This window comes from Oceanobacillus sp. FSL H7-0719, assembly GCF_045040795.1.
Classification (GTDB): Bacteria; Bacillota; Bacilli; order Bacillales; family Amphibacillaceae; genus Oceanobacillus.
The window spans coordinates 3,044,398-3,067,531 of the sequence record NZ_CP150301.1 but is presented as its reverse complement, the minus strand read 5'-3'; the positions used below and the strand labels follow the sequence as shown (position 1 = coordinate 3,067,531).

At 33.7% G+C, this 23,134-nt stretch carries 22 protein-coding genes and 1 pseudogene; 2 read left to right on the top strand and 21 right to left on the bottom strand.

Features of this window, described 5'->3' with window-relative positions; translation table 11 throughout:
- Positions 1 to 15: 15 nt before the first annotated feature.
- The 8 genes from NST93_RS15650 to NST93_RS15615 all read right to left on the bottom strand — a co-directional run bounded on the left by NST93_RS15650 (position 16) and on the right by NST93_RS15615 (position 8,974).
- The gene (locus tag NST93_RS15650) at positions 16 to 555 is read right to left on the bottom strand and encodes a hypothetical protein (RefSeq protein ID WP_405098600.1); all 540 of its coding nucleotides are present in this window, start codon (positions 553 to 555) and stop codon (positions 16 to 18) included.
- A gap of 317 nt (positions 556 to 872) precedes the next feature.
- Positions 873 to 2,444, bottom strand: coding sequence for a zinc-ribbon domain-containing protein (locus tag NST93_RS15645; protein WP_405098598.1), 1,572 nt, complete (start codon positions 2,442 to 2,444; stop codon positions 873 to 875).
- Positions 2,428 to 2,817, bottom strand: coding sequence for a GIY-YIG nuclease family protein (locus tag NST93_RS15640; protein ID WP_405098596.1), 390 nt, complete (start codon positions 2,815 to 2,817; stop codon positions 2,428 to 2,430). The genes NST93_RS15645 and NST93_RS15640 overlap by 17 nt, the downstream gene beginning before the upstream one ends.
- A 1,320-nt stretch (positions 2,818 to 4,137) precedes the next feature.
- Complete coding sequence (locus NST93_RS15635) at positions 4,138 to 4,779, bottom strand: Vat family streptogramin A O-acetyltransferase (RefSeq protein ID WP_057994176.1); 642 nt, start codon at positions 4,777 to 4,779, stop codon at positions 4,138 to 4,140.
- Positions 4,780 to 4,919: 140 nt separating this feature from the next.
- Entirely contained in the window at positions 4,920 to 5,456 is a 537-nt protein-coding gene (locus NST93_RS15630; protein WP_057994177.1) for a GNAT family N-acetyltransferase, read from the bottom strand.
- 36 nt (positions 5,457 to 5,492) lie between these two features.
- Complete coding sequence (locus tag NST93_RS15625; protein WP_405098593.1) at positions 5,493 to 6,356, bottom strand: alpha/beta fold hydrolase; 864 nt, start codon at positions 6,354 to 6,356, stop codon at positions 5,493 to 5,495.
- A gap of 93 nt (positions 6,357 to 6,449) precedes the next feature.
- A complete protein-coding gene (locus tag NST93_RS15620; protein WP_121448715.1) occupies positions 6,450 to 8,060 on the bottom strand; it encodes an ABC transporter permease in 1,611 nt (536 codons plus the stop codon).
- Positions 8,060 to 8,974 (bottom strand): ABC transporter ATP-binding protein, encoded by a 915-nt coding sequence (locus tag NST93_RS15615; protein ID WP_121448716.1) that lies wholly within the window; start codon positions 8,972 to 8,974, stop codon positions 8,060 to 8,062. Before NST93_RS15615 ends, NST93_RS15620 begins: the two co-directional genes overlap by 1 nt.
- A 143-nt stretch (positions 8,975 to 9,117) precedes the next feature.
- Between NST93_RS15615 and NST93_RS15610 the strand changes: the two genes are divergently transcribed.
- The gene (locus tag NST93_RS15610; protein WP_121448717.1) at positions 9,118 to 9,705 is read left to right on the top strand and encodes a TetR/AcrR family transcriptional regulator; all 588 of its coding nucleotides are present in this window, start codon (positions 9,118 to 9,120) and stop codon (positions 9,703 to 9,705) included.
- Between the two features lie 80 nt (positions 9,706 to 9,785).
- Here NST93_RS15610 and NST93_RS15605 read toward each other — a convergent pair whose 3' ends face one another.
- From NST93_RS15605 to NST93_RS15565, 9 genes are all read right to left on the bottom strand, one after another.
- Positions 9,786 to 10,187: a hypothetical protein gene (locus NST93_RS15605; RefSeq protein ID WP_057988726.1), complete on the bottom strand. Its 402-nt coding sequence runs from the start codon at positions 10,185 to 10,187 to the stop codon at positions 9,786 to 9,788.
- A gap of 349 nt (positions 10,188 to 10,536) precedes the next feature.
- Positions 10,537 to 11,616 carry a ribosome small subunit-dependent GTPase A gene (gene rsgA, locus NST93_RS15600; RefSeq protein WP_405098590.1) on the bottom strand — a complete coding sequence of 360 codons (1,080 nt, stop codon included), beginning with the start codon at positions 11,614 to 11,616 and terminating at the stop codon, positions 10,537 to 10,539.
- 379 nt (positions 11,617 to 11,995) lie between these two features.
- Entirely contained in the window at positions 11,996 to 12,730 is a 735-nt protein-coding gene (gene erm, locus NST93_RS15595) for a 23S ribosomal RNA methyltransferase Erm (protein ID WP_121448718.1), read from the bottom strand.
- 58 nt (positions 12,731 to 12,788) lie between these two features.
- Positions 12,789 to 12,848, bottom strand: coding sequence for an erythromycin resistance leader peptide (locus NST93_RS15590; protein ID WP_121448765.1), 60 nt, complete (start codon positions 12,846 to 12,848; stop codon positions 12,789 to 12,791).
- A 113-nt stretch (positions 12,849 to 12,961) separates the two neighbouring features.
- Complete coding sequence (locus NST93_RS15585; protein ID WP_121448719.1) at positions 12,962 to 14,413, bottom strand: Msr family ABC-F type ribosomal protection protein; 1,452 nt, start codon at positions 14,411 to 14,413, stop codon at positions 12,962 to 12,964.
- A 124-nt stretch (positions 14,414 to 14,537) separates the two neighbouring features.
- Positions 14,538 to 15,731: an MFS transporter gene (locus tag NST93_RS15580; protein ID WP_405098587.1), complete on the bottom strand. Its 1,194-nt coding sequence runs from the start codon at positions 15,729 to 15,731 to the stop codon at positions 14,538 to 14,540.
- A gap of 363 nt (positions 15,732 to 16,094) precedes the next feature.
- Entirely contained in the window at positions 16,095 to 16,139 is a 45-nt protein-coding gene (locus tag NST93_RS15575; protein ID WP_105980607.1) for an erythromycin resistance leader peptide, read from the bottom strand.
- Between the two features lie 463 nt (positions 16,140 to 16,602).
- On the bottom strand, positions 16,603 to 16,824 hold the full coding sequence (locus tag NST93_RS15570; protein ID WP_121203668.1) for a hypothetical protein: 222 nt from the start codon (positions 16,822 to 16,824) through the stop codon (positions 16,603 to 16,605).
- A 23-nt stretch (positions 16,825 to 16,847) separates the two neighbouring features.
- Positions 16,848 to 17,561, bottom strand: a complete 714-nt coding sequence (locus NST93_RS15565) for a GAP family protein (RefSeq protein ID WP_121448721.1) — start codon at positions 17,559 to 17,561, stop codon at positions 16,848 to 16,850.
- Between the two features lie 98 nt (positions 17,562 to 17,659).
- Between NST93_RS15565 and NST93_RS15560 the strand changes: the two genes are divergently transcribed.
- Positions 17,660 to 18,253 (top strand): TetR/AcrR family transcriptional regulator, encoded by a 594-nt coding sequence (locus tag NST93_RS15560; RefSeq protein WP_121448722.1) that lies wholly within the window; start codon positions 17,660 to 17,662, stop codon positions 18,251 to 18,253.
- A gap of 303 nt (positions 18,254 to 18,556) precedes the next feature.
- On the opposite strand, the pseudogene NST93_RS15555 reads toward NST93_RS15560, so the two are convergent.
- The 4 genes and pseudogenes from NST93_RS15555 to NST93_RS15540 form a co-directional block, all read right to left on the bottom strand.
- A pseudogene (locus NST93_RS15555) lies at positions 18,557 to 19,291 on the bottom strand (class I SAM-dependent methyltransferase).
- 189 nt (positions 19,292 to 19,480) lie between these two features.
- The gene (locus tag NST93_RS15550; protein ID WP_405098584.1) at positions 19,481 to 20,524 is read right to left on the bottom strand and encodes an alpha/beta fold hydrolase; all 1,044 of its coding nucleotides are present in this window, start codon (positions 20,522 to 20,524) and stop codon (positions 19,481 to 19,483) included.
- The gene (locus NST93_RS15545) at positions 20,521 to 20,757 is read right to left on the bottom strand and encodes an AbrB/MazE/SpoVT family DNA-binding domain-containing protein (protein WP_405098582.1); all 237 of its coding nucleotides are present in this window, start codon (positions 20,755 to 20,757) and stop codon (positions 20,521 to 20,523) included. The genes NST93_RS15550 and NST93_RS15545 overlap by 4 nt, the downstream gene beginning before the upstream one ends.
- Positions 20,758 to 21,931: 1,174 nt before the next feature.
- Positions 21,932 to 22,591 (bottom strand): hypothetical protein, encoded by a 660-nt coding sequence (locus NST93_RS15540; RefSeq protein ID WP_405098581.1) that lies wholly within the window; start codon positions 22,589 to 22,591, stop codon positions 21,932 to 21,934.
- Between the last annotated feature and the right edge of the window lie 543 nt (positions 22,592 to 23,134).

Sequence of the window (23,134 nt, the reverse complement as noted above, 5' to 3'; positions counted from 1 at the left end):
TGGGATTGGAAAATCCTATTGAATAATGATTGAAAAGCCGGCCGAATACATAGTGTTTCTCCCGTTCTTCTCTCCGTCTTCTTCAGACTCGGATACCAACTTAGTTCCATCAGGGAAGGACAAAGTTGCTTGGGGAAGGAGAGAGTTACAGGGAGATAATTCATCACAAACAGAAATTCCTCTTCCACCATATCTATCATAGTGATCAAGTTTTTGATTTGTGCACCGTTGATGTAATTGAGTCCAAATATTATATAATCTGGACCATCTCATTCCGTGAGTTTTATTTGTTTCCTTCTTTTCAAGAAAAACGCAGTTCTCGGGATAGTACCCGTCATTCTTGTCTTTTCTGACTAATTCTAACCCTTCTTTGTAACCATTTTGTCTTGCCCAATTAACAAATGCTAGGGGGTCCTCTCTCCACTCATCGCAGACCCATAAATTTTCCCCTTTATAGCGATTATCTATATTACTTCCATAGCACTTGAGTCTAATAGTTTTCCAAACTTTATATTCTTTGGTACCACTTAATCCGTGTCTTTTACCCAAAACCACTATATCACCTCGACTTACAAGTTTTTCACACGAAAAAGAATCAATTGTAAAATATTATAGCGTTTCTCCCGTTCTTCCACCTTGATTCCACGCTGTTCAAGTACTAAATTATTTACAACAGGGAAGGGAAAAGTTACTTTGGGAAGATGAAAGTTACGGGGAGAAAATGGGTGATAGATACACTATTTCCATTCGTCTATAGTAACACTCATTGCCAAGTTCCTTAGCATAGCAACATATTTTGGTACAATATATAATTGACCCCATACATCGAAAGATCTTATTAGGTAAAAAAGAAAGATTAAACAGTACTTATATTATTTACAAAAAGGGCAATACGGTCTTGCTAATAAGTGATCACTACGTTTTTCCCACTCATATGAACAGTTGTTACATTTAGCAGTAACTTTTTCCTTGCTTGATATGTAATTAAATACAGTAATTTTATCATTCGATCTCACTTTTATTTTTTCTGCATATTTTTCTGCCCTAGTTTTAATAGTTTTATTATTTTGTACCACAACTCTGTTGGTTGTAGCTTTTGATCTGCGTTTCTTTCTAATTCTAGGTAATTTCCTTGATATTAACCTTTCTACAAACGGGTTATTTTGCAGATTCCCATAAATACATTCTTCTAGGCAAGGGTATGATTCTGAAACTTTAACTTCAAATCCTGTTTCTTCATTAATCAATTGCTGAATTTCATTTAATACAGCAGATAATTGAACCAATTCTTTGTCTTTAATTGTGTAATCATTAATCCCATGCTTAAATTCAGAAAGGATAGAGATAAATGAGTTATCCTGTTCATTATCTATTAAACTAGTAATTTTAAAATTCTCTGGTCTGAAAGCAAACATACTATAAAAATCTTGTTCATTATACTTATTTCCAGATTGACAATTTCTTGTAGTCTCATTTTCAATATAATGCTGTTTTTCGTTTTTTGTTCCTTCATCATTTATGTAACAATAATCTATCCTAATAATATCAGGGTCTTTTCTAATGTAACTCCTACTTAAAGCATTATTTGATATGTAAATATTGATATGACAATTGTTAAATAAGTTATCATCCTTGTTTATTTCCATTGTAAGATCTTTAATATTATCACCTAAAGCGAAAGGCTCTAATTGGCATGATGGAAATATCATTTTATATCTTACACTTCTATTTTCAACTTCCCTATCCAGGATTTTATCAGCTATCTCTTGATAAGGTTTATTATTGTTATTTTTAATTTCATATTTATTCTGTACTTTAACTATATGGCTTTGAAAAGTTCGATAAAAATCTACATCACACTGCCTAGATTTTAAGTAATCTTGGAATTGCTCTTTATGCTCCGAGTTCTCTTCATAAATTACACTGTTAATAAAATTCTCTTTTGCTTTCTCACTATATAGTTTATATTTTCTAAATTCATTATTTATCTCGCTTTTAAAAGCGTCTAAAGCTCTACTATATTCAAATCTAGCGACTACATAATCCCCATATAGTTTATCTTTCTTATCAATCATTGGTCTCATTTCTTCATAATCGGGTTTATATTGGTTATACAGGTCATAAAGGTCTGAATTCACTTTTTCAAACTTTAATAGAGTTTCCTTTCTCCATTGTCCTTTTTCTTTCATCAGATAATCAATATCTTTAGGTGTAGGCATTGAATGTTCAAAATTAAATCTTGTAAACCCATAGTTATAATAAACATGAATCCCTTGAATGTCTTCCATAATTAAATCCAAATAATCATTTATTTCCTCTTCATTCATTTGTGTATTGGAAAATCGAAATGGAAGGCTCTTTAAAAAAGAATTCAATTGATTAAAACCGAAAAAAGAAGGCAGTAACCTCCGAAAATATTCCTGCTCCTTATCTTCTAACCTCATCTAAAATAATCATGTGGAAGTCTTGTAAAGTGCAATTGTTTTCTAGCATATATTTGAATATCTTACAGGATTTAAAATTCCCTTCGTAAAAAGAGGAACCTTTGGAAAAGAAATAACGTTCGTACTCATCATACGAAAGTCTATTTAACGCAAGTATTTCAGAATAATGTTGTTTATATCTTCTTTGTATATCCTTTGATTGCCCAATATATATAGGAACAACTTCCTCATTAGTAAAATGATCAATATAAATCATGTATATACCAGAAATTTTGTACTTGGTGTGTGGTGTAACTTTTTTATGTGGGTTATCCTTTATAAGTTCTTTTACCTGGTGCTTGAACTGATTTATATCTTTTACTCTATTACTCATATAGCTCCCCCTAAGCATTATTAACTCTTATTCCACTTTTAATCTATGAATCAAATGAAACACACCCTAAATCAGTACTTACCCCTCTATATAGTATAACATTGATTATTGCGGATGAATTGAGCCGCTTATGCGTAGTTTTGAGCCACCGATTGCGGAAAATAGATCCACCATTTGCGGAGCGGAGAGCCACTAATAGTATAACTGATCTTAAAGTATATAGTCAGAGCCACAGCGGAGCTGCTTGCCATTGACTGTAACGCCCGATTCTTTGCTTTTGCTGGAAGGGGTCGGGGCCTCGCCAGCGAATGCTTAGAATCGGTTTGTCCGTGTTATCATACTTTAGCAGGTGTGCCTCTTTGGCATTATTTATGACAGACCTGCAATGGTTCCTCAACACGGACAAAAGTTAAGTCAATGGTGGCGGACTACAGTACCTACGCTAATTATGGCAAAGCGTTAGCGATGGATCTCCATTCCGCAATTACTGGCTCAAACGTCCGCATACAGTGGCTCAAAACTCCGCACTGTTGGCTCAAACTGTCCGCAATACTCATAACATTACGTATTTGTATTATTTCTAACTCTTAACTCTTGTTTTCTATATTATGGTTGAAATATTACAAACCCAACTTAATTTCTTTTCTCTAATATGTAGCATTAAAATAATCTTTCCCGAAAACCCCCACCTCTCCAACCCGCATTCCACCGTTTCAGTCATAATAAAGATTTGCTACGGAACCCCTATTTTGAAGGTTTTTCGGTTCAAAAATGATCGTTTTTCGGGCCTTTTTCGGCTGTTTTTTCATGGTTTTTTCGGAGTTATAATAGAGTTTTGCTAACAAAACAAAGATAATGGAGATAAGAGGTCTAGAATAAAGAGAATAATATTGGATGAGTATTGAATTGTTATTGAAATTATATTGAATGAGATATTGAAGAAACCCAGTAATATCAATGGTTTAGGTACATAACCTTATTGAAAAGATATTGAAAAAGATATGAAAAAACTCGGGATCCTGATTAGGAAAGCCCGAGAATTTATTGGATTATTTCTGAAAAAGCAATTGTTTATTATGACAGAATTGGTGGTGAAGTTAGCAAAAGTTTATTTTGACAGTCAAGTGTTTATTATTGATCTACATAGTAGAATGAAGAGTTTTAGATACAAGAAAATAGATTTGCTACTTAAATTACTTTCTTAACCTTTTGGTACAAAACCCACCAAGTAAGTTATCATCCACACTACCTTTAAGAAGTGAATTATTTTAGAATATAGAATCAGACCGAACCTGTTATAGCATCCAGTTCGATATTATTTTAATTGTTCATTTTCAATTTATCTATATGTCCACCTATTATGAATTCGAGATTATCACTAATTTTCTTAGAATCCCAATCCCACCACTTTATGGTTAGCCATTCCTCTATTACTTTATCTGAATAACGTTTTTTTATAATTTTTGCAGGATTTCCTCCAACAACCGTATAAGGGGCTACATTTTTTGTAACAACAGATTGTGCAGCAATAATTGCTCCATCTCCAATTTTGACTCCAGGCATAATTGTTACATCTCTTCCTATCCATACATCATTTCCGACTTCAGTATCTCCTTTAATCGGCAGGTCGTCTAGGGAAGGTACATGCATTTTCCACCCACTGCCAAACAAATGGAAAGGATACGTTGAGCCATCCATTTGATGGTTCGCTCCATTCATAATAAATGTTGATCCTGGACCTATCGAACAAAACTTTCCTATAATCAGTTCATCACCTATTACTTCATAGTGATATAGAACTTGTTCTTCAAATGACTCTCCATGTTTACTATCGTAGTACGAATAGTCACCAACGGAAACATTTTTTCTTGTTATAGTTGGCTTAATAAATTGAACATTTTTATTTCCTTCTAATGGAAATGGCGTTTGTGGATTTGGTCCAGGAAAATTTTTAGCAGACATAAACTCACTCCTTTATTTCATTGTTTAAAGATGACTTACTAATTTAATCACAACGCATTATTTTACACGGGCCGAGGCAGCGAGTTATATTTTCCAAAAAAGATATAATTAATAGTCATATTCTTGATTTCAATTTACATTTATTCAAAAAACACACTAGGATATTCAACAACTCCTGAAACTTTATCGAGTGTATTTTCACCTAATTCAATTGCCATGAATGCCTCATCCGGTACTTCAAAAGGAGCTTTTATACCCCAAGTAGATGCTTTTTTGAACCCGAACTTCGGATAATACTCTGGATGCCCCAAGACAACAACTGAATGAAATCTTAGCTCTTTTGCTTTTTTCAATGCTTCACTAATTAATAACTTACCTACGCCTTGATTTTGATATTCCGGTAATACAGATACAGGTGCAAGAGCGAGTGACTCTACAACTTGAACGTCATTCTTAATTCTGATCTTGGATAATAGAATATGTCCCACTATTCGATTATCATCATTATCCATCGCCACTAAAGATAATTTCGGAATAAAGACATTTGAGTTTCTAATTCGACACACCAAATTATGCTCATTTTTATCACTATGTTCTGCATTAGCAAATGCACATTTTACTACTTTTTCAGTTATTTTATAGTCCTTAACCTGTTCTTGTTTAATTATTATGTTCATTTTCTTATAGCTCCTGTTCGAATACAAATTTTCACTTTACTCTTTCCCTAGAAATGTTGTAATAACTCGGGTAAACTCTTCAGGTCTCTCTTTCTGCGGCCAATGTTTACACCCTTCCATTACATACATTTCGGAGTCCTTAATAGCCTCATGTGCTTCTATCGCATGTTTTATAGGAACTGTCGCATCTTTTGAACCATGAACGATTAATGTTCGTTTCTTAATTTCAGATAAACTTTCTGCCAACTTCGTTCTAAGTCCCGTTCGTGTAATCTCACTTCTCTGAAATGACATAAATGCTTTACCAGCATGTGGTTCTTGTAAAAAGGCATAAATTTCATCTACAAGTTCTTCTGATACATTATTAGGATTTCCAAACAAACTATTTAGCAGAGTCCACTTCACAAATCTTCTGCTTTTACTTGACCATTTATACGAAATCTCATTTAGGAATGATTTTGTATACCAATATGATAAAAGATGGTAAGGAAGTTTACTAAATAGCCCCCATGCACCTACTAATACTAGCTTTTCTACTCTAGCTGAATGTTCGAGCGTAAATCCAAGAGAAATTCCTCCACCTAAAGATAGTCCAATCAAGTTAGCCTTTTCCAGGTGAAGACTATCCATTATTTGTTTCAAAATATCAATGTAAAAGGAAAGTGAATATTCTACATTAGGTTTATCACTTTCTCCATACCCAGGAAGGTCAGGGACAAATACACGGTGTTTTTTTGATAAAAAACCTATTACCTCACTCCAAGAAATTTTTGCTGAATCAACTCCTGCTCCATGCAAAAGTATCACTGGAGAACCAGATTCCCCAGCCATGTAGCAGTTGACATCTATATCATTTAGTTTAAGTTTTACCGTTTTAATTTCTGGCAAGTTTCCTAGCATAGTAATCCTCCTCTAAAGATGTTTATTTATCAATGGTTAGCTTAACAGTACGATCTGAAAGCTATTCTACAAAATTTAGACTACTCAAAGAAATCACCCAGAAATATCCCGTCTATTATATCCACTAAAACCAATTATAGATAGTACAAAAGAAATCAGTATTAATACCACCATCGCCATAAAATTCACGTTATCTATCGGAATTTGCGGGATATAATCAAAGACTGACAAGTTATTCATCCATTCCGGGAAGTCAAACAAGTCTCCAAGATAGACAACAACAAAACAAAAGACAACATAAAGCCAAATCAATCCAGTTAGCTTTGGAACTACCCCAACCAATCCTATTACAAGGCTAATTACTACCCATATCGCTGGTAAATAAACATAAGCCGAAGCAAAAGTTGTATCAAACGATATCGCTTCATCCATCACTACTTCACCTACCGACCATAACCCCAGAGCAACAAGGGATTGCATGATAAAACTGACAACAACCGCTAAGAGAAAGTGACTACCTAGTACACGAGTTCGTGATATTGCACGAGTATAATAGTTTTCTGTAAGATTCCTCGTCTCTTCACCTTTTACCTTTAATATTACCATCACTGCAGGAACAAGGCTGATCAATGACATGATTGCCATTAGCAATGTAATAAATTGCTCCGTCATCGTATAATCTGAATCGATCACAATAAATGCTTGCATAAACTCATTTTCAGCAAAATAGGTTTCTAAATCTCCTAAAATTGCCCCAAAAGAGCTACTTAAAATAAACAGTCCAATAGCCCAAGCAATTATATTCGTACGCTGTAACCTTAAAGCAAGTCCCAATGATGTTTGTAAAAATGGGGAAGCGTGTGTCTTACCTTTTCTTGCTGCTATAAATCCAGCCCCCAAATCACGTATAGAGTGTAAATAAAAAGCAATAACTCCAAACATAATAGCAACGATACATGATAATACAACCGGCCACCAATCATTTTCCACAAATACGCCAGTTTTAACTGTCCAGCCAAGTGGCGATATCCACGACAGTTCCTCACTACTCACATCTCCTATGGCTCGAATAAGATAAGCTATTATTAATAACATAAAAGAAAACATAGTAGTTCCTCTTGATGTTTCTGTAACCTGAGCAAAAACTGCTGTGAAGCTAGCAAATAGAAGCCCCGTTGCACCTAAAATGGAACCATATAATAAAGACCCTTCTAAATCCACACCTTCTATCCCAAGGGAAGCCAAGCCAATCCCTGTTAAAATAGCTAGTAAAATATTTGTTGATACGATAACAATCATTATCGCACTTACAGATGATAAGCGACCCACAGAAAGAGCCCGAACCATTTCAATACGACCCTCTTCTTCATCCCCACGTGTAGCCCGCCCTACAAGTAATATACTCATGATAGCTACTGCAATAGCCGTAAAGAGCAACATTTCATTGGCAAACATGGCACCTACAGAATTTACATATTCCTCCATTTCATAACCTGTTCCAAGCATCGCCACCATAACCGGATTATCCATTGTCAGTGAAGCAGCTTGCCTCGATTCTTCATCGTTATAAATACTTGGGTAAGCAGAAGCAACAGACAAGGTGATTCCTATCAAACCAATCAACCAAACGAGGATTTTAAATCGTTGTTGTTTAAAATAGAATGCTGTTAATTGATTCGTCCCTTTAAAATATCTCGCAACCATTATAACGACCCCTCCATCTTAGAGTTAGAGTATTCTTCGCCTTGATAATGACGCATAAACAAGTCCTCTAATGTTGGTGGGGAACTTTCTAATTTTAAAATCCCAAACTCAGCTATATACCGAATAACTGTATCCATTTCCTCTGCATCTACTTGAAGAGTAAGCTCTGAATCTTTTTCTTCCAAATTATGAATTCCTTTTAGTTCGTTTAGAGAAGTTATATGTTCTTTTGTTTTAATCGTTAAATGAGTACGGGTTAAGTGTCTTAGTTCATCTAATGTTCCTGTTTCAATAATCTTCCCTTGACGGATAATCCCTACCCGATCACATAATTTTTCTACCTCTGATAAAATATGACTCGATAGCAGAACACTTTTACCCGCTCTTTTTGCATCAAGAACACATTCCTGGAAAATATTTTCCATCAACGGATCAAGTCCTGACGTCGGCTCATCTAAAATATATAGATCGGCATCAGATGCAAACCCAGCTATTAACGCAACCTTTTGTCTATTCCCTTTCGAATACGTCCGGCTCTTTTTCGTTGGATCAAAATTAAATTTCTTTATTAGTTCCTCTCTTTTTGTTAGATTTGTACTTCCATTCATCTTCATAAAAAGATCAATTACTTCCCCACCAGTTAGATTTGGCCATAGATTCACATCGCCAGGTACATATGCTATACGTTTATGAATGTCAACCGCATCGGCCCAAACATCCTTACCAAAAACTCTAGCCTCTCCCTGTGTAGCCTTTAACATACCAAGTAATATTCGAATGGTCGTTGATTTCCCCGCTCCATTTGGACCAATGAAACCAAACACTTCCCCTTTTTTCACTTCCATATTCACACCATCTAATGCCGTAAACTTACCAAACCTTTTCTTCAAATTGGTTACTTTTAATATACTCATATTTCAATCTCCTTTTTAGTTATGAAATATTTTTATCCATTTAGTTCATAATATATAAAATTACTGGTTCTTGCAATAGTTTTTGAACTATTTATATTGTTTTATTACATATTTTTTATTAAACTATCAATGAGGTGAAGAAAATGGATGGGTTTGAAAAACGTAGGGAGCAAAAGAAAAGAGACATATTAGAAGCCGCATTAGCCTTATTTATGGAGTATGGAATACAAAAGGTATCCATTACAGAAATAGCTAAAAAGGCCAATGTATCGCAAGTCACCATATATAATTACTTTGAAAGTAAAGATAATCTAGTTCGTTTAGTTTTTAAGTTTTATGTTGATGAGATATGGGATGAACAAAAACATCTATTAGTTAATGACCTTCCATTTAATGAGAAGATTAAAAAGATTATATTTGAAAAAGGTATTGCCGCTAATCAAATAAGCGAACGATTTTTTCAAGACTTTATGAAAGATTATGCAAGTGGGCAGAGTTATGTTGAAGAAGTATATCAAAAGGAAGCCCTTCCACTCTTCATTAAACTTTTTAATGAAGGTAGAGAACAAGGATATATTGACTCTGAGATATCAGATGAAGCTATTTTATTCTATTTAAAGATGTTTCAAGAATATTTGCAGCGTGAAGATGTTGCCATAATGACACTTCCAATAGCAGAGGATCTTACCAAGCTGTTCTTTTATGGCATAGCTGGTAGGAAAGAAGATTAAGATGCTGCCCAACTAGAAAAGTTGGGCAGCACTTTTTAAATTAAGTAGCTTTTAGGACAGAAAACTTGTTTATTTTCGGATTACTCCTTGGGCTTATCTCCAATTAAGCCAAACAAGAACATTTGAGAGAAAGCATAATTATTGTAAATTTTTGAAACAACTGATGGAATTGTCAAACCATAATCCAAGTAGGTGTTTAAAATTTGCTGTGTAAAATCTTTCTGATTCGTTAAAGCACTTTCCTGCAATTCCTTTACTAACTGTTTACTAACTTTTTCCCTTCCACCAAGTGCTTGTTGCAACTGATAGCCTGCCCTATACAATTCAGTAGCAAGATCTTCATCTGATTTCTGGTGTTCAGCTACATAGTTAGAAATCCAATCCCGCACTAGCGAAGAAGCATCTTTATTATTTTCCTTTGCGATCTGTTGGAAACTCTCTTTTAGTCCCTTCGATATACGTAAATTCAAATTCGTATCCATTTTAAGATAATGCCTCCTTAATAGAATAAGTTAATTATAATCCTTTGTATTTACGAAGTCAATACATCGTGTTTACAAAATCAATAAATTTTGGGAGTTGGAATAAAGATTAGTGAAAATAATAAAGTAAAAGATAAAATAGTAGATGAATTTTGACTTTTTATCGAAATAATGTTGAGTGGAATATTGGATAACCCAACAAGATTAAGAGTTAATATAAAGAAAGGGAAGAAATCAAGCTCTATTATTTCCTCTCTTTCATATATAATCTACTCATAACATAGTGTTAGTTCTAATAGATGTAAAATAGCAAAAAGGTTGAATCTAGTTTTAGATTCAACCCCTCATTTTATCTACGTTTTTTTCTCTTTTGTTCATTTAAAAATTTCCTGGCATTCTTCATGCCGCCCATCTCACTAAACATATTATTTAGCTTTTCTTTTTCTAGCATTTTAGAATTTAAGCCTTCATACTTTGTTTCTTTTTCTAGTTTTCGATAGCTTTCTAACCTTTCAATTGACAAGGTCCCAGCCTGAATTGCCTTTTGTACGGCACATTTTGGCTCATTCGTATGCGTACAGTCATTAAATTTACACTTTTCCACTAAGTCCTCAATATCGACAAATGTTTTTGACAAATCTGCACTAATTATTCCAAGTTCACGCATACCTGGAGTGTCGATCACAACACCAGAATCAGGCAGCATGATTAATTCACGCCTTGTAGTAGTATGCCTACCTTTATCATCACTTCTAACTTCATTTATATCTAAAAAATTTTGACCAAGAATTCGATTTATTAGCGTTGATTTTCCAACACCGGATGAGCCAATGAATGCAACTGTCTGCCCTTTTGAAAGATATCTTTTCAATGATTGATATCCATCGTCAGAAGCACTTGTTACATGCACTTCTACACTTATAGCTATAGAAGATACTTCATTCAGTTTGGTATCTACATCAGAGCATAGATCTGATTTGGTTAGGACAACAACAGGAATCGCACCACTATCCCACGCAATAGAAAGATAACGTTCCAATCTTCGTAGATTAAAATCATTATTTAGCGACATACAAATAAATACGGTATCAATATTTGTAGCGACAACTTGTACATTTTCCTTTGAACCTGCTACTTTTCGTGCAAAAACACTTTTCCGTGTTAAGACATGATGAATAATCCCATTTCCTTGAGAATGATCTATCCTGTCGATCATTACAAAATCACCGACTGCTGGAAATTCAGATAAACCTTTAACATTAAAGTGAAATTTCCCTGATATCTCAGAAAAAATCTCACCGTTTTCCGTTATCACCTTGTATACGTTTTTGGTTTGTGATGAAACTCGACCGATAAATAAATCTTTATATTGTTTAGACTCCTGAATAAATTGTTCAGTAAGTCCTAAATTTTTCATATCACAATTCAATTTCAGATCCTCCTAAAGTTTAGATTAAAGCCTTTGGAAGGTTCAATGCTTGAATTTACTTTGCATATACCTCCCCGTTTGTTACAATCTCAACATTTAGCTTGTTAATCATAAAACAACATTCCTTTCTTATTAATCTCTTCTCATTTTAACATGATGATAACCTTAGGCTTAATCAGTCATATTAAAACAGTTTTAATATGACTTGATTAATAATCGCAGATAGTTAAGATTTAGTGATGTTTACACGGGAAGCGAGCAATTTCTTTTTATTAGCCAAAATGTTTAGTGCAGAACCGTGCATTTACTTTGCAAAGTTCCACACGTTTATTTGCCATAAACACACACTGCCGATCTTTGTTCATCCCTGTACTTCTAATTATCTATTGAATAATTTATAAATTTTGAAAAGGGATAAAAACTGTTCGTAACTTACATTTTTTAAATCATTTACATTCGCATGTTTTATGGCTTTATGAAATTGATTTTTGGTAAACAGTTTTTTGTACTCCTTGTTAACCCATTTCAACACAAAGTATTTATATTTTTTTCTATCTTTATATGACATTTTTATAGGCTTTCTTTTCAATACAATTAATGAGCTATCCACTTTAGGTTTCGGATGAAAATAATGCCTAGGAATTTTTGCTAATATAGAAATATCTACTTCTGCCATTAAGAGCAATGCTAGTGATCTGTTTGTATTTAATAATCTTTTAGCAAAACCATATTCCACTATTAAATAACTTACTGTAGCCGTACTTTCATAAACAATTTTTCTAATTATACTTGTGCTTATGTTGTAAGGTATACTTCCAAAGATTTTATATGATTTATGTTTAGGAAAATTAAATTTCAAGATATCATCATTTACAATTTGATAGTTAGCGTAATTTAAAAGTTTATCCTGAGTTACCCCACATAATTTAGGATCAATTTCTATAGCTGTCACATAATTACACCGATTTACTAATTCAATAGTAAAATGCCCTTTACCAGCACCAATTTCAAAAATGTTATCATTTTCGTTTAGATCTATCTGTTTCATTATTTTTTCAATATGATATTTTGAAGTAATAAAATTTTGACTATCCTTTATATTTACCTTGTTCATTATAACCTCTCCTATTTAGGTTATAATGAATTCCGTTTTAACAATTCATTATAACCATTTATTTTTCGTTTGGTTGATAATGAACTGTGTCTATTACAAAAACACTAAAAATACGCATAATTTATTTCCCTTTCATTATTTATACAAATAACAACTTTTAGTATCAAATCTATATTATTGTTATTAACTTTCTTGTTCACCAACTCTTTTTATACTTTCTCTACATTTATATTAGCTTTTCAATATTAATTTTTGCTCTTCGATAACATATACAGAATCAGCCACTGACTTAACAAAGGTCCGATCATGTGATACTAGAAGAACTGTACCTTCATATCCATTCAAAAATCGTTTTAATGCCTCCATACAAAAAACATCCAAAAAGTTTGTCGGTTCATCTAAAAACAATACATTATACCTTCCTAAAAATAGCTGACACAATACTAAACGAGTTGCCTCTCCACCACTTAGATCCTGGACATTCTTTTTTATATCATTACTAGTAAAATTCATGGCGTGAAGTACAGCACGGATTTTGCTTTCATTGTAATCACTTCGATTTTTAATAAATTCCAATACCGTTTCTTCTTTTGAGAATTGATAATCCATTTGTTGATACGTTCCTATGACAGCTTTTGGCGAGCTCGTTATCCCTTCCCCATGTCTTAATATATAATGAAGCAACGTTGTTTTTCCTGAGCCATTTTTTCCTGTTATAGCAATCGTCTTTCCTAAAGGAAATTGAAATTTCACATCTCTGAGAAGTGTTTTTCCCCCTGCTTTAAGCGTTAAGCTCTCCCCCATGATCGGAAACTTATTGTGTAACTCTAGAGCTTTTGACTGATGAAAACGAATGATTTGCTCCTCTTTAGGAGCTTCTACCGCTTCTAGTTGTTCCACTCTCTGTTCGATTGCTTTTGCTACACGTTGCATCGATTTTTGACTCGTTCCTTTTGACTTCGTTTCAAACGTTCGATTTCCTTTTACTTTGGTTACTCTCTTATCTCCTTGTGTTACTTTTTCTGCCTTTTTCATTTTTTCTTCAGCAGCTTTCATAAGACGTGTTTTTTCTTTTACATATTTTTCGTGCTGTTCTAATAGTTGTTTCTTCTCTAGCTCTTTCTGACGGATATATTCAGTGTAATTCCCTGTATATTCCGTTACTTTCCCATCTTCCACTTCCCAGATCTTTGTCACCAGTTGATCTAACACATACCGATCATGACTTACAAGTACGAGTGCACCATAATAGTACATCAATTCTTCGATAAAAAACTGCGTACCTTCTGAATCAAGATGCGTGGTAGGTTCATCAATTAATCTAGCTTCATGATAGCTGGAGAAGATTTGTGCAAGTTTGAGTCTCGTTTGTTCACCACCACTAAAGTTACTAATTTCAGTTTCTGGAATCGCCAATTTTCCTTTTAAATCGTAATCAATCTCTGATTCTTCAGGTGTTGTTAATTGGTCAAAATAAGCAAAATCTACGTGACGTTTGACGGAGCCACTTGACGGATGTACGATCCCTGCAAGCAACTTTAACAATGTGCTCTTTCCTGCACCATTTTTCCCAACAATTCCGATACGATCAAACTGATGTACGGCTAGTCGCTCTATCTCTAATACTGTTTTATCTAAATAATTCAATTCTATACTTTCTATTTCAAAGCATACTTTTTCCATAATTGCTACCTCCCGAAAATGATTCATTTCGTACCGATAGCTAGGACCGATACGAGCTTTTTGCTTTTATCTCAAGTTCAAGCTCGTATCAAAAAAACAATAAAAACTGCATGAATATCTCCTCCTATTTTGCTTTCCTTGTTATAAATGCATTTATGACAATCAAAATACCGATTATAGAAAATAATGAGGCAACACTTGTTAGTTCAATCAAAACTCCAGCTACCGCATAACCAATCGGTGTCGCCAATAACGAAATACTTGTCACAAAGCTAAAAACTCTCCCCAAGAGATGAGGTTGTATTTCTGTTTGAATAAGGGCATAGAATGGTGCTGAAAACAATGGTCCAGACAAACCAACCAAACCAGCCATCACAATAAATGCAATGAACAATGAAGGCGGGACGATACCAGATATGAATAGTGCAATCCCCATCAACAGCATTCCTACAGCCATTGTTTTTATTTTATCGAAGCGATCACCTAGTAAACCTAGTAGTGCCCCCCCAACAATTAATCCAATGGCAAAAATCACCTCCACTATACCTGCTTCTACAACACCTCTTTCGAAATGATTCCGTGTCATAAGTGGAAAGTAGGTACCTAGTGGAATATAAAGCATAGCGACGATGGTCATTGTCATAGTTAGCTTCAAAACAACAGGATGCTTTACTATCGCATAATATCCTTCTTTCATTTCAGTAATAATACTGATAGAAACCTCTCCTTCTTTTCTCGATACTCTTGGAATGTGAATGAACAATAAAATACTACTTGCCATCACAGCACCAAGAACATCTAACATCAATACCCATTCAAGTGAACTAACTGCAAGCATAGACATCCCAACTGCAGGCCCTGCAATATTTGAAATAGAACTTATCGTCTGTCCCCAACCTGCTACCTTGGTAAGATGCTCTTTAGGTGCAAGTAAAGGTATGGATGCTTGCATTGCCGGCATATGAAATGCAGTTGCAAGTGAACGAATAACTAAAACAAATAACACCAACAAAATACTTGGTTCATAAAAGTACATCGTAATAAATAAGGTTAAACTCCCAAGTGCAACAGTCGTGTCTGCCAAAATCATCATCAATTTACGTGAGTAACGATCCGTAATCGTTCCTGCAAACGGACCAACTAATGCTTGCGGTAATAACCCAGCGAGGCCTGCTAGTGTCAGTACTAGGGGTGAACCGTCCGTTGTATCCGTTAACCACCAAATAATACTAAATTGAACAGCAGCACTACTCAGTAATGAAAAGAACTGCCCAGTAAAAATCGCAATAAATTTTCTTTTCCAATTTTTATTTTCCATTAATGTTCCCTCCAAAATAAAAAATCACAAGCATCTGCCTGTGATTGAAGTAAAGGGAAAAAGCCCTATCCATATTATATTAGGAAGCCATGAATAGCCATCCACAAATAAACCTACCTTTAGTGAAGGTAAAGCTAATTTGTACAAAAAATAAAGAAAGGCAGAACATTCCGCCTTTCTAACCATTCCATATCATTATCCGGAATAGAGAATGCTGTTAGTACCTATCGTGAAATAGGTTAAAAACACTCCCATATCGGGATAATAGATAACTTTTCAAATATGAAATGAAAGATTATTAAAAAAGGACAGACTAATCTCATTACTCTGCAAACACATAACAGAGCCTTTGAACGTATTCAATTACTGGTTCAAAGTTGGGAAACGTAGTCTCATCGAATGTGTCATTTTTTAATAATCCCCCTTACCGTTTATAAATACAGTGACTAGTATAGTTAATCTTTTGTCAAAAGTCAAAGGAAAATAATCCCTATACAACTCAAGTGATCTATTTTTTAACGTAAGTAGAGTTAGAATCGAAAATGTTTATCTTGGAGTCTCATTCAATCATTGACTAGCTTCGGTAAGTATTTCTCACCATGTTTTCCCTTTAAAAGAATGTACCATCATTTTTATAATCTGCTAAAACCCCATCACACTTCATAATTGAAAAAGTTTTTAAAAAAGAAATAGAACAACGATTACTAATAAACCACCCAAAAACCTAAACGTGGTTTTTATTGCTAATAACTGTACAAGTATTAAAACAGCTGGAAATAATAGAATTGTTCCAATCAAAAAAACTATAGGATATAAGCATTAAGGTCGGACGTGTATTATATGATAAGCTGTGAAGAGAGCATCTTAATCTTTATTTACCATTTCTAGATGAACTAGATTTTTTCATAGAAAATAAACCAATAGCCCCTCCAATAACAATCAATAAAATATCTATCGCAATTTCCCAACCTTGAAACATATCAATATAATTCACCAAAAACCAACTTTTTCCGCCATTTGTCAAATGATTTATCAAACCTCCTACTCCCTGAATTAGGAAAAGTAAACTAATTCCACTAATAATTTCTTTCATATTAAACACCTCGTTCATTTTTTTTAATTTAAGATACCTCTAATACCAATATTAAAAAATACTGCACCTACTACACCTATTGCTACTAAAACTGAAGAAATCGGTGCTTCATTTAATTTTGTTTTTATATTTCTCAGAAAGTGCTGCAGTTTATCTTTAAACACAATACTAATTCCTAACAATAATAAGGAAGGTAACACCATTACAAAATTGTACCCAATTATTACAAATATAGAAGAAAAAGAATTAATTGACAGATGATTTAATAAAAAAATCGAATAGAAATAAGGCAATGCCGTCACAAATTCAATAAGAAACACAATAATACCCAAAATAATTATTCCCTTTATTGTTGTCTGTCTTGGAATCCATGACGTAAGACGTTCTATTGTGCTTTCTTTTGGTTTTATGAAGCTAACTAAAACAAGAAGTGTTCCCGTAACAGTATAGAACCAATTGATAAAGTCAAATTCAGATAACTGTTCAATCAACTCCAATAGTGTATCTCCACCAAAGTACAGTAATAAACCTATAATGAAATAACCTAACTGAATAACAAGCAAAAATACAAATAGACGAGAAGATAGCTGATTAGGTTGTGTAAGTAATAAATAGCCCGTAATAGCTAGCACACCAGGACTTAATATATCAACTAAGGCACAAATGGAAATAATAAGTAGGGCTACGGATATATCTATTGATGAGGAAGGCATCATTGTCTCAATGATTTCAATCAAATAATTAGTCCCCCTTTATAAAATGTGATACCATTAAAATAATACAATGTGCTAAAAAAATAATAACACACTGTATTAAAAAAAGGAAGTGGTTTTCTTTGCCCAAATTAGTTAATCATGAGCAAAAAAGAAAATTAATTGCTGAAGCTGCGTGGAAGATAATTATAAACGATGGAATTGAAAAAGCATCTATACGGAGGGTTGCAGCAGAAGCCGGTATGTCTTCTGGTGCTTTAAGACATTACTTCTCAACTCAGGATGAAATGCTCTTGTTTATTATGGACTACTTTTTTGATGCAGGAAAAAAGCGTTCTGATCATAAAGAATGGTCAGAAGATCCATTAAAGGCCGTTGTGGAAGTTTTACTAGAGCTTGTGCCTATCGATGAAGAAAAGAAAATTGAAACGAGTGTTTGGTGGATTTTTGCACTCCGTTCTCTTACGAGTGATGCATTAAAAGAAAAGAAAGACGAATTGACTGATGGTACATATGTCCTAGCAAATTCAATGTTAGAGATATTAACTCAAAAAGGAATATTATTGGATTCAGTTAATGTAGATTTAGAGAGAAGTCGGTTATCTGCATTGATTGAAGGGATGTCATTTCATGCTTTGTTAAGACCAGATGTGTATACTCCAGAAATGGTGAAGGAAGTAATCAGTTACCATTTAAAAACACTCTGTAATAAATAAAAAACACTCGGAAGTAGATAATTCATTCTCGTTAGATTATCTACTTCCACCCTTATTATTATTAATAAAATGAGTATTGATTTGTTATTGAGATTATATTGAGTGGGATATTGGATAAACCCAGTAATATGAATGAGTTAGGACATAAGAGAAGATATTGGAAAGGGATGAAAAACTAGGATTCTATTTAGGAAAACTCGAGCTAAAAAAATGACTAAAGCAGCCGGCATTTTTGTATCTTTTTCAACAAAGAAATCTTGCTTCTTTATCCCCCTATACTAAATTTTATATTGAGCGAACAAATTACTTTCTCTTTTTAGCCGAGACAATCAACATCATAGGGCGTCGCATTTCATCCTTCATACTTGGAATATTCATCATATTTTTTGGCGGTTGTGGCTCCACAATCTGATTTATTATAAAACCATTTGAAAGCAGTGTATTTAGATATGTGGTCAGTGTTCTATGATATTTTGTAACCTTTTCTCCCAAAAATACAGTTGTCCGTTTTCCCTCATAATAATAATTATCCACTGGGAAATGCAGAATTTCTCCTTTTTCGTTATAATACCAGTCTTGTGTTCCATAGGAAGTAAAAACAGGGTGTTCAACCGTAAAAATAAGTGTTCCATTTGGTTTTAACATTTTATACAAGTTATTAATCAAATCCTCATAGTCTTCTATATAATGAAACGCAAGTGAACTTAATATTACATCAAAGCTCTACTCTGGAAAATCCACATCCTCTATGGCACAGCATTCATATTCAACTTCTGGAAAATGAGTTTTTTCTTTTGCTACTTCAAGCATTTTATGAGAAATATCAACACCTACAACAGAAGAAGCACCGTGTTCCATCGCATAAATACAGTGCCATCCATAGCCACATCCTAAATCAAGCACACGCTTATCTTTAAAATCCGGCAGCAGCTTTTTCAATGTTTCCCATTCTCCTGCACCAGCCAATCCCTGTAGTGAGCGACTCATCTGACTATATTTTTGAAAAAATATATCATCATCATATTTGTTTTCTTTCATCTGAATTCCCCTCGTTTAAAAGTTAAAGGTTGTATGCTTTCCATGCTGCATTGCCTCATCTATTACTGCCATTTCCTTTTTACATTATTAACCCAAGGATATAGCAATGAAAAAAATGTGAAAATTACAGTAAAGAAATAACAAGATTTATAAGATAAAAAGTTCTGGTGGGATTAGTACACCTAAATTTTACAATTCTTTTAAAAAACTAACCAAAATCCCCGTAAATTCCTTTGGCTTGTCGTAGTGAATATCATGTCCAGGTGTATCAACATCTACTCTCTTACCATTATCCAATAATTCAATAACCCGATCTGCATCTTCATCTGATAAAGCTGCTACTAATAAGTCTCCATCATAAGATGTTTTAGCTTTAATGAATACAGTAGGACTTTTGATTTTTGATAACACTTCTGATTGATTGTAATCTTCAAACCATGAATGATCATAAAATGTTTCTCCGAATTTACGGTCATAAGTATACGTTTCAGATTCAAATATTCTATTAATTTGTGGAGGTAAATACACTAAATGTACTGGCTCATTTGGGTGTTTCTCACGATACCTGATAGCATCTTTCGAAAATTTATTCCAGAGAAAATTTCCAAATAACTTCTTCCAGTAACTGTGCTCTAAAGAATAAGAAAAATAATCCTTCACTTCATGTTGATTATTAAAATCTTCATACATTTGAAATCCATATACCCACACATATGTCTTTTCTCTTCTATCCAATTCTGTTGCAAAGAAAGGTGAATCTTCAATCACTGTTCCTAGCACAAGTTCCGGATAATGTGCTGCCATCCATACTGCAATCATACCACCAGACGAATGACCTGATAAAACTACTTTATTACCGATCTCAACTTCGATAAATTCTGCAAAATCCTTTGCCATTGCCTTAGCTGAATATTTTTCAGGATCCCAATCGGATTCTCCATGACCATGACAATCTACAGCATAAACGTGATAGTGATTTGATAAATCAGGCAATACTTTTGCATAATCTTCCCATGTCATACCCTGACCGTGAATTAATAATAATGGAGTTTTTCCGTTGCTTGGTCCTTCACCATAGTTTAATACAGTACCATTTTTTAATTGTATTTGCTTTTCAGTAAATCCATTATTGTACATTTCTTTTAATGGTTTTTTAATATAAGTCTTATTGTTATAAAGATAAGATCCAATCAATGCTAACAACAGCAGTAATATGATAACGCCATATATCATTCCGATTCCTCATCCGATTCTTTTATAAGTCTTGAATTCAAAATTGCATCTGCTAATTCAAAGAACGCTTCTTGTTTAACTAGTGCTATACCTTGTTTCTCATCACCTAGCATTAGTAAAGAGTCACCTGGTTTAATATTAAATATATCTCTTGCTTCTTTTGGAATGACAATTTGTCCTTTAGTACCGACCTTCACCGTACCAAAAATATGTTTCCCCTCCGGATGTGCCATTATAATTCCACCTTTCCCATTGTAAATATATTTTATCTCTTATTTGTACAACCGAGTATATTAAGTATTACTTTTCATACAAATTATACTACTTTGCTTATCATAGTTCAAGGTACTACATCGGACCAAGAAATAACAATTGACCTACAAACATTTATGGAAAGGGAATATTGAGATCATATTTAGTAGGGTGTTGAGAATATAAAGGTCGAAAAGATATCGAAAAGGCAGGAAAAAACTCGGGATCCTGTTGAGGAAAACCCGAGATATTATTGGATTTATTATTGAAAAAGCAATTGTTTATTATGACAGAATTGGTGGTGAAGTTAGCAAGAGTTTATTTTGACAGTCAAGTGTTTATTATTGATCTACAATTTTTGTACTATAAAAATAAACTTTCCTCAAATTCCACCCCTCAAACCCGCATTCCACCGTTCGAGTTAAAATAAAGTTTTGCTATGGAACCCCCATTTTGAAGGTTTTTCGTATCAAAAATGACCGTTTTTCGGGTCTTTTTCCGGCTGTTTTTTCACCTTTTTTTCGGTTTTATAATAAAGTTTTGCGATAATGGAAGGAAGAATATTGGAGGAAAGAGAACAAAAAAGACGTAAGAAGACATCGAACCATATTGAACCAGAACAGGGTTATTATTGAGATAAATCGTGAATAGGATATTGGACAAACCCAGTATTAACAAGGGATAGATCCCTAATTTATTTATGAAAAAACTATTGAAAAGATATTGATTTGTATTGAATAAGGCATAAAAAATCCCGGGTTCTTATTGAAAGAAACCCGAGAAATTATTGGTTCAGACCCCGAAATCGGAAATGTTTATTTTAACGAAAACGGGGTCGGAATCGGAAATGTTTATTTTAATTGCGGATTGTTTATTTTAGTTAGACAACTTCCTCTCCAACTAAGTCACTGCCTCGATATGATTCATTTGCGGGAACATATCAACAGGCCGAACTTCTTCTCATAACTACCATCTTACAAAAATTCCTAAATCTTGTGTAAAAGTCAATAAGTTCAATTGTGTTCCATACCAAACATTGTTTGCAGTAACTTGTCTAAAGTATAGCAATTTATGTATACAAGATCGTTTATGAATTCATTTTTCTCCGCTTTTCTTTTTCTTATTTCTACAATATTTAGTTAATTTAATATATAACTAACCTTGAACCATTTGCGAAAGTGCTGGAATAAATGGGGAAATTAATGTCATATGGTTTGCCGCCCTAGTAATAAAATTTGTATACGTTTTGTTAAAGCTATTGGTATTTTGGCTATTTTCCATTTCATTAACTATTTCCCTTAGAGATCTTAGCTCAGCTTCATCAGAAATACCTTCTTTAAGAACATTCCTGATTTCATCAAATAAATCAGTCGGTGACATATTTACAACATTAATTGAGTGATCATTTGAATTGTTATTTACTCTCGAGTTCGCACCGTTTAAGTTGTAGATGATTGTTACTTTTTTTTCTTCTTCTTTTATCTTTTTATATTCAATTTCAGTTAAGTAATACCCTTTTTGCTGTAATGCTTTTCCATGCACTATATGAGTTTTTATATCTTCAATAAAAAAATAATTATTTGAAGTTTTTCCCCTTATCCAATCTCCAGGTTTAATATCTGTTGTTGGATAAAATCCTACATATGCTTTTTTAGTAGCCTCCTCGTGGTTCGGCAATCCCTCTACCTCTGATATCCTTTCATCATTTCTAAATACTTCAAACTTCTCTCCTCCTATTTTCATAAAGCGTCTCAAATCAGGCACATATATTCCCCCTAAATACTTTTCTTCAAAAACCCTCCAAAAGTAAATCAAAAACAATATATCTTAGCAACAAAAGTATATTCCTATTTTTGGCAACTTAACATCTATTTACTAACATCTATAATAGCAACAATTTTTTGATCTATTATAGATATCTTTGATAACACATAATAGCCTCATCCTTTTTGACTATGTTTATTTTACCATATAACACCAATTACAATATCTATTTTTTCCTGCTTAACCACTATCCCCCTATATTATCTTGATTCTATCCTTTTCTTTCATCTACTATATATACCTGTAACTCCCTCCTTCCCAACCCAAATCCCCCCCCCATCACTTCTCCCCCAAGGCACCACCTCCTCTCCTCTCCCTCGAGGCAATGGAACTTAGTTCTTCCCCAAATCACTCGATTTCCCCCTCTTTTTCTCCTTCTGGGTTGTATAGAATATTCGGACATCGTAACTAAGTTCTTCCCAGAACAGAATGAAGAATTAAGAGAAAAGACTGGAAAAAGTGATGAAATGCTATTGGAAAATGATTGAGAAAGACATGGAAGTTGACTTAAAATCCTTCGGATTGATGTAGTTG

Excerpts from the sequence above, each read along its gene's own strand:
- NST93_RS15645 (WP_405098598.1), bottom strand. The coding sequence starts at position 2,444 with ATGAGGTTAGAAGATAAGGAGCAGGAATATTTTCGGAGGTTACTGCCT.
- NST93_RS15640 (WP_405098596.1), bottom strand. The coding sequence starts at position 2,817 with ATGAGTAATAGAGTAAAAGATATAAATCAGTTCAAGCACCAGGTAAAA.
- NST93_RS15635 (WP_057994176.1), bottom strand. The coding sequence starts at position 4,779 with ATGTCTGCTAAAAATTTTCCTGGACCAAATCCACAAACGCCATTTCCA.
- NST93_RS15630 (WP_057994177.1), bottom strand. The coding sequence starts at position 5,456 with ATGAACATAATAATTAAACAAGAACAGGTTAAGGACTATAAAATAACT.
- NST93_RS15625 (WP_405098593.1), bottom strand. The coding sequence starts at position 6,356 with ATGCTAGGAAACTTGCCAGAAATTAAAACGGTAAAACTTAAACTAAAT.
- NST93_RS15620 (WP_121448715.1), bottom strand. The coding sequence starts at position 8,060 with ATGGTTGCGAGATATTTTAAAGGGACGAATCAATTAACAGCATTCTAT.
- NST93_RS15615 (WP_121448716.1), bottom strand. The coding sequence starts at position 8,974 with ATGAGTATATTAAAAGTAACCAATTTGAAGAAAAGGTTTGGTAAGTTT.
- NST93_RS15610 (WP_121448717.1), top strand. The coding sequence starts at position 9,118 with ATGGATGGGTTTGAAAAACGTAGGGAGCAAAAGAAAAGAGACATATTA.
- NST93_RS15605 (WP_057988726.1), bottom strand. The coding sequence starts at position 10,187 with ATGGATACGAATTTGAATTTACGTATATCGAAGGGACTAAAAGAGAGT.
- erm (WP_121448718.1), bottom strand. The coding sequence starts at position 12,730 with ATGAACAAGGTAAATATAAAGGATAGTCAAAATTTTATTACTTCAAAA.
- NST93_RS15585 (WP_121448719.1), bottom strand. The coding sequence starts at position 14,413 with ATGGAAAAAGTATGCTTTGAAATAGAAAGTATAGAATTGAATTATTTA.
- NST93_RS15580 (WP_405098587.1), bottom strand. The coding sequence starts at position 15,731 with ATGGAAAATAAAAATTGGAAAAGAAAATTTATTGCGATTTTTACTGGG.
- NST93_RS15570 (WP_121203668.1), bottom strand. The coding sequence starts at position 16,824 with ATGAAAGAAATTATTAGTGGAATTAGTTTACTTTTCCTAATTCAGGGA.
- NST93_RS15550 (WP_405098584.1), bottom strand. The coding sequence starts at position 20,524 with ATGATATATGGCGTTATCATATTACTGCTGTTGTTAGCATTGATTGGA.
- NST93_RS15545 (WP_405098582.1), bottom strand. The coding sequence starts at position 20,757 with ATGGCACATCCGGAGGGGAAACATATTTTTGGTACGGTGAAGGTCGGT.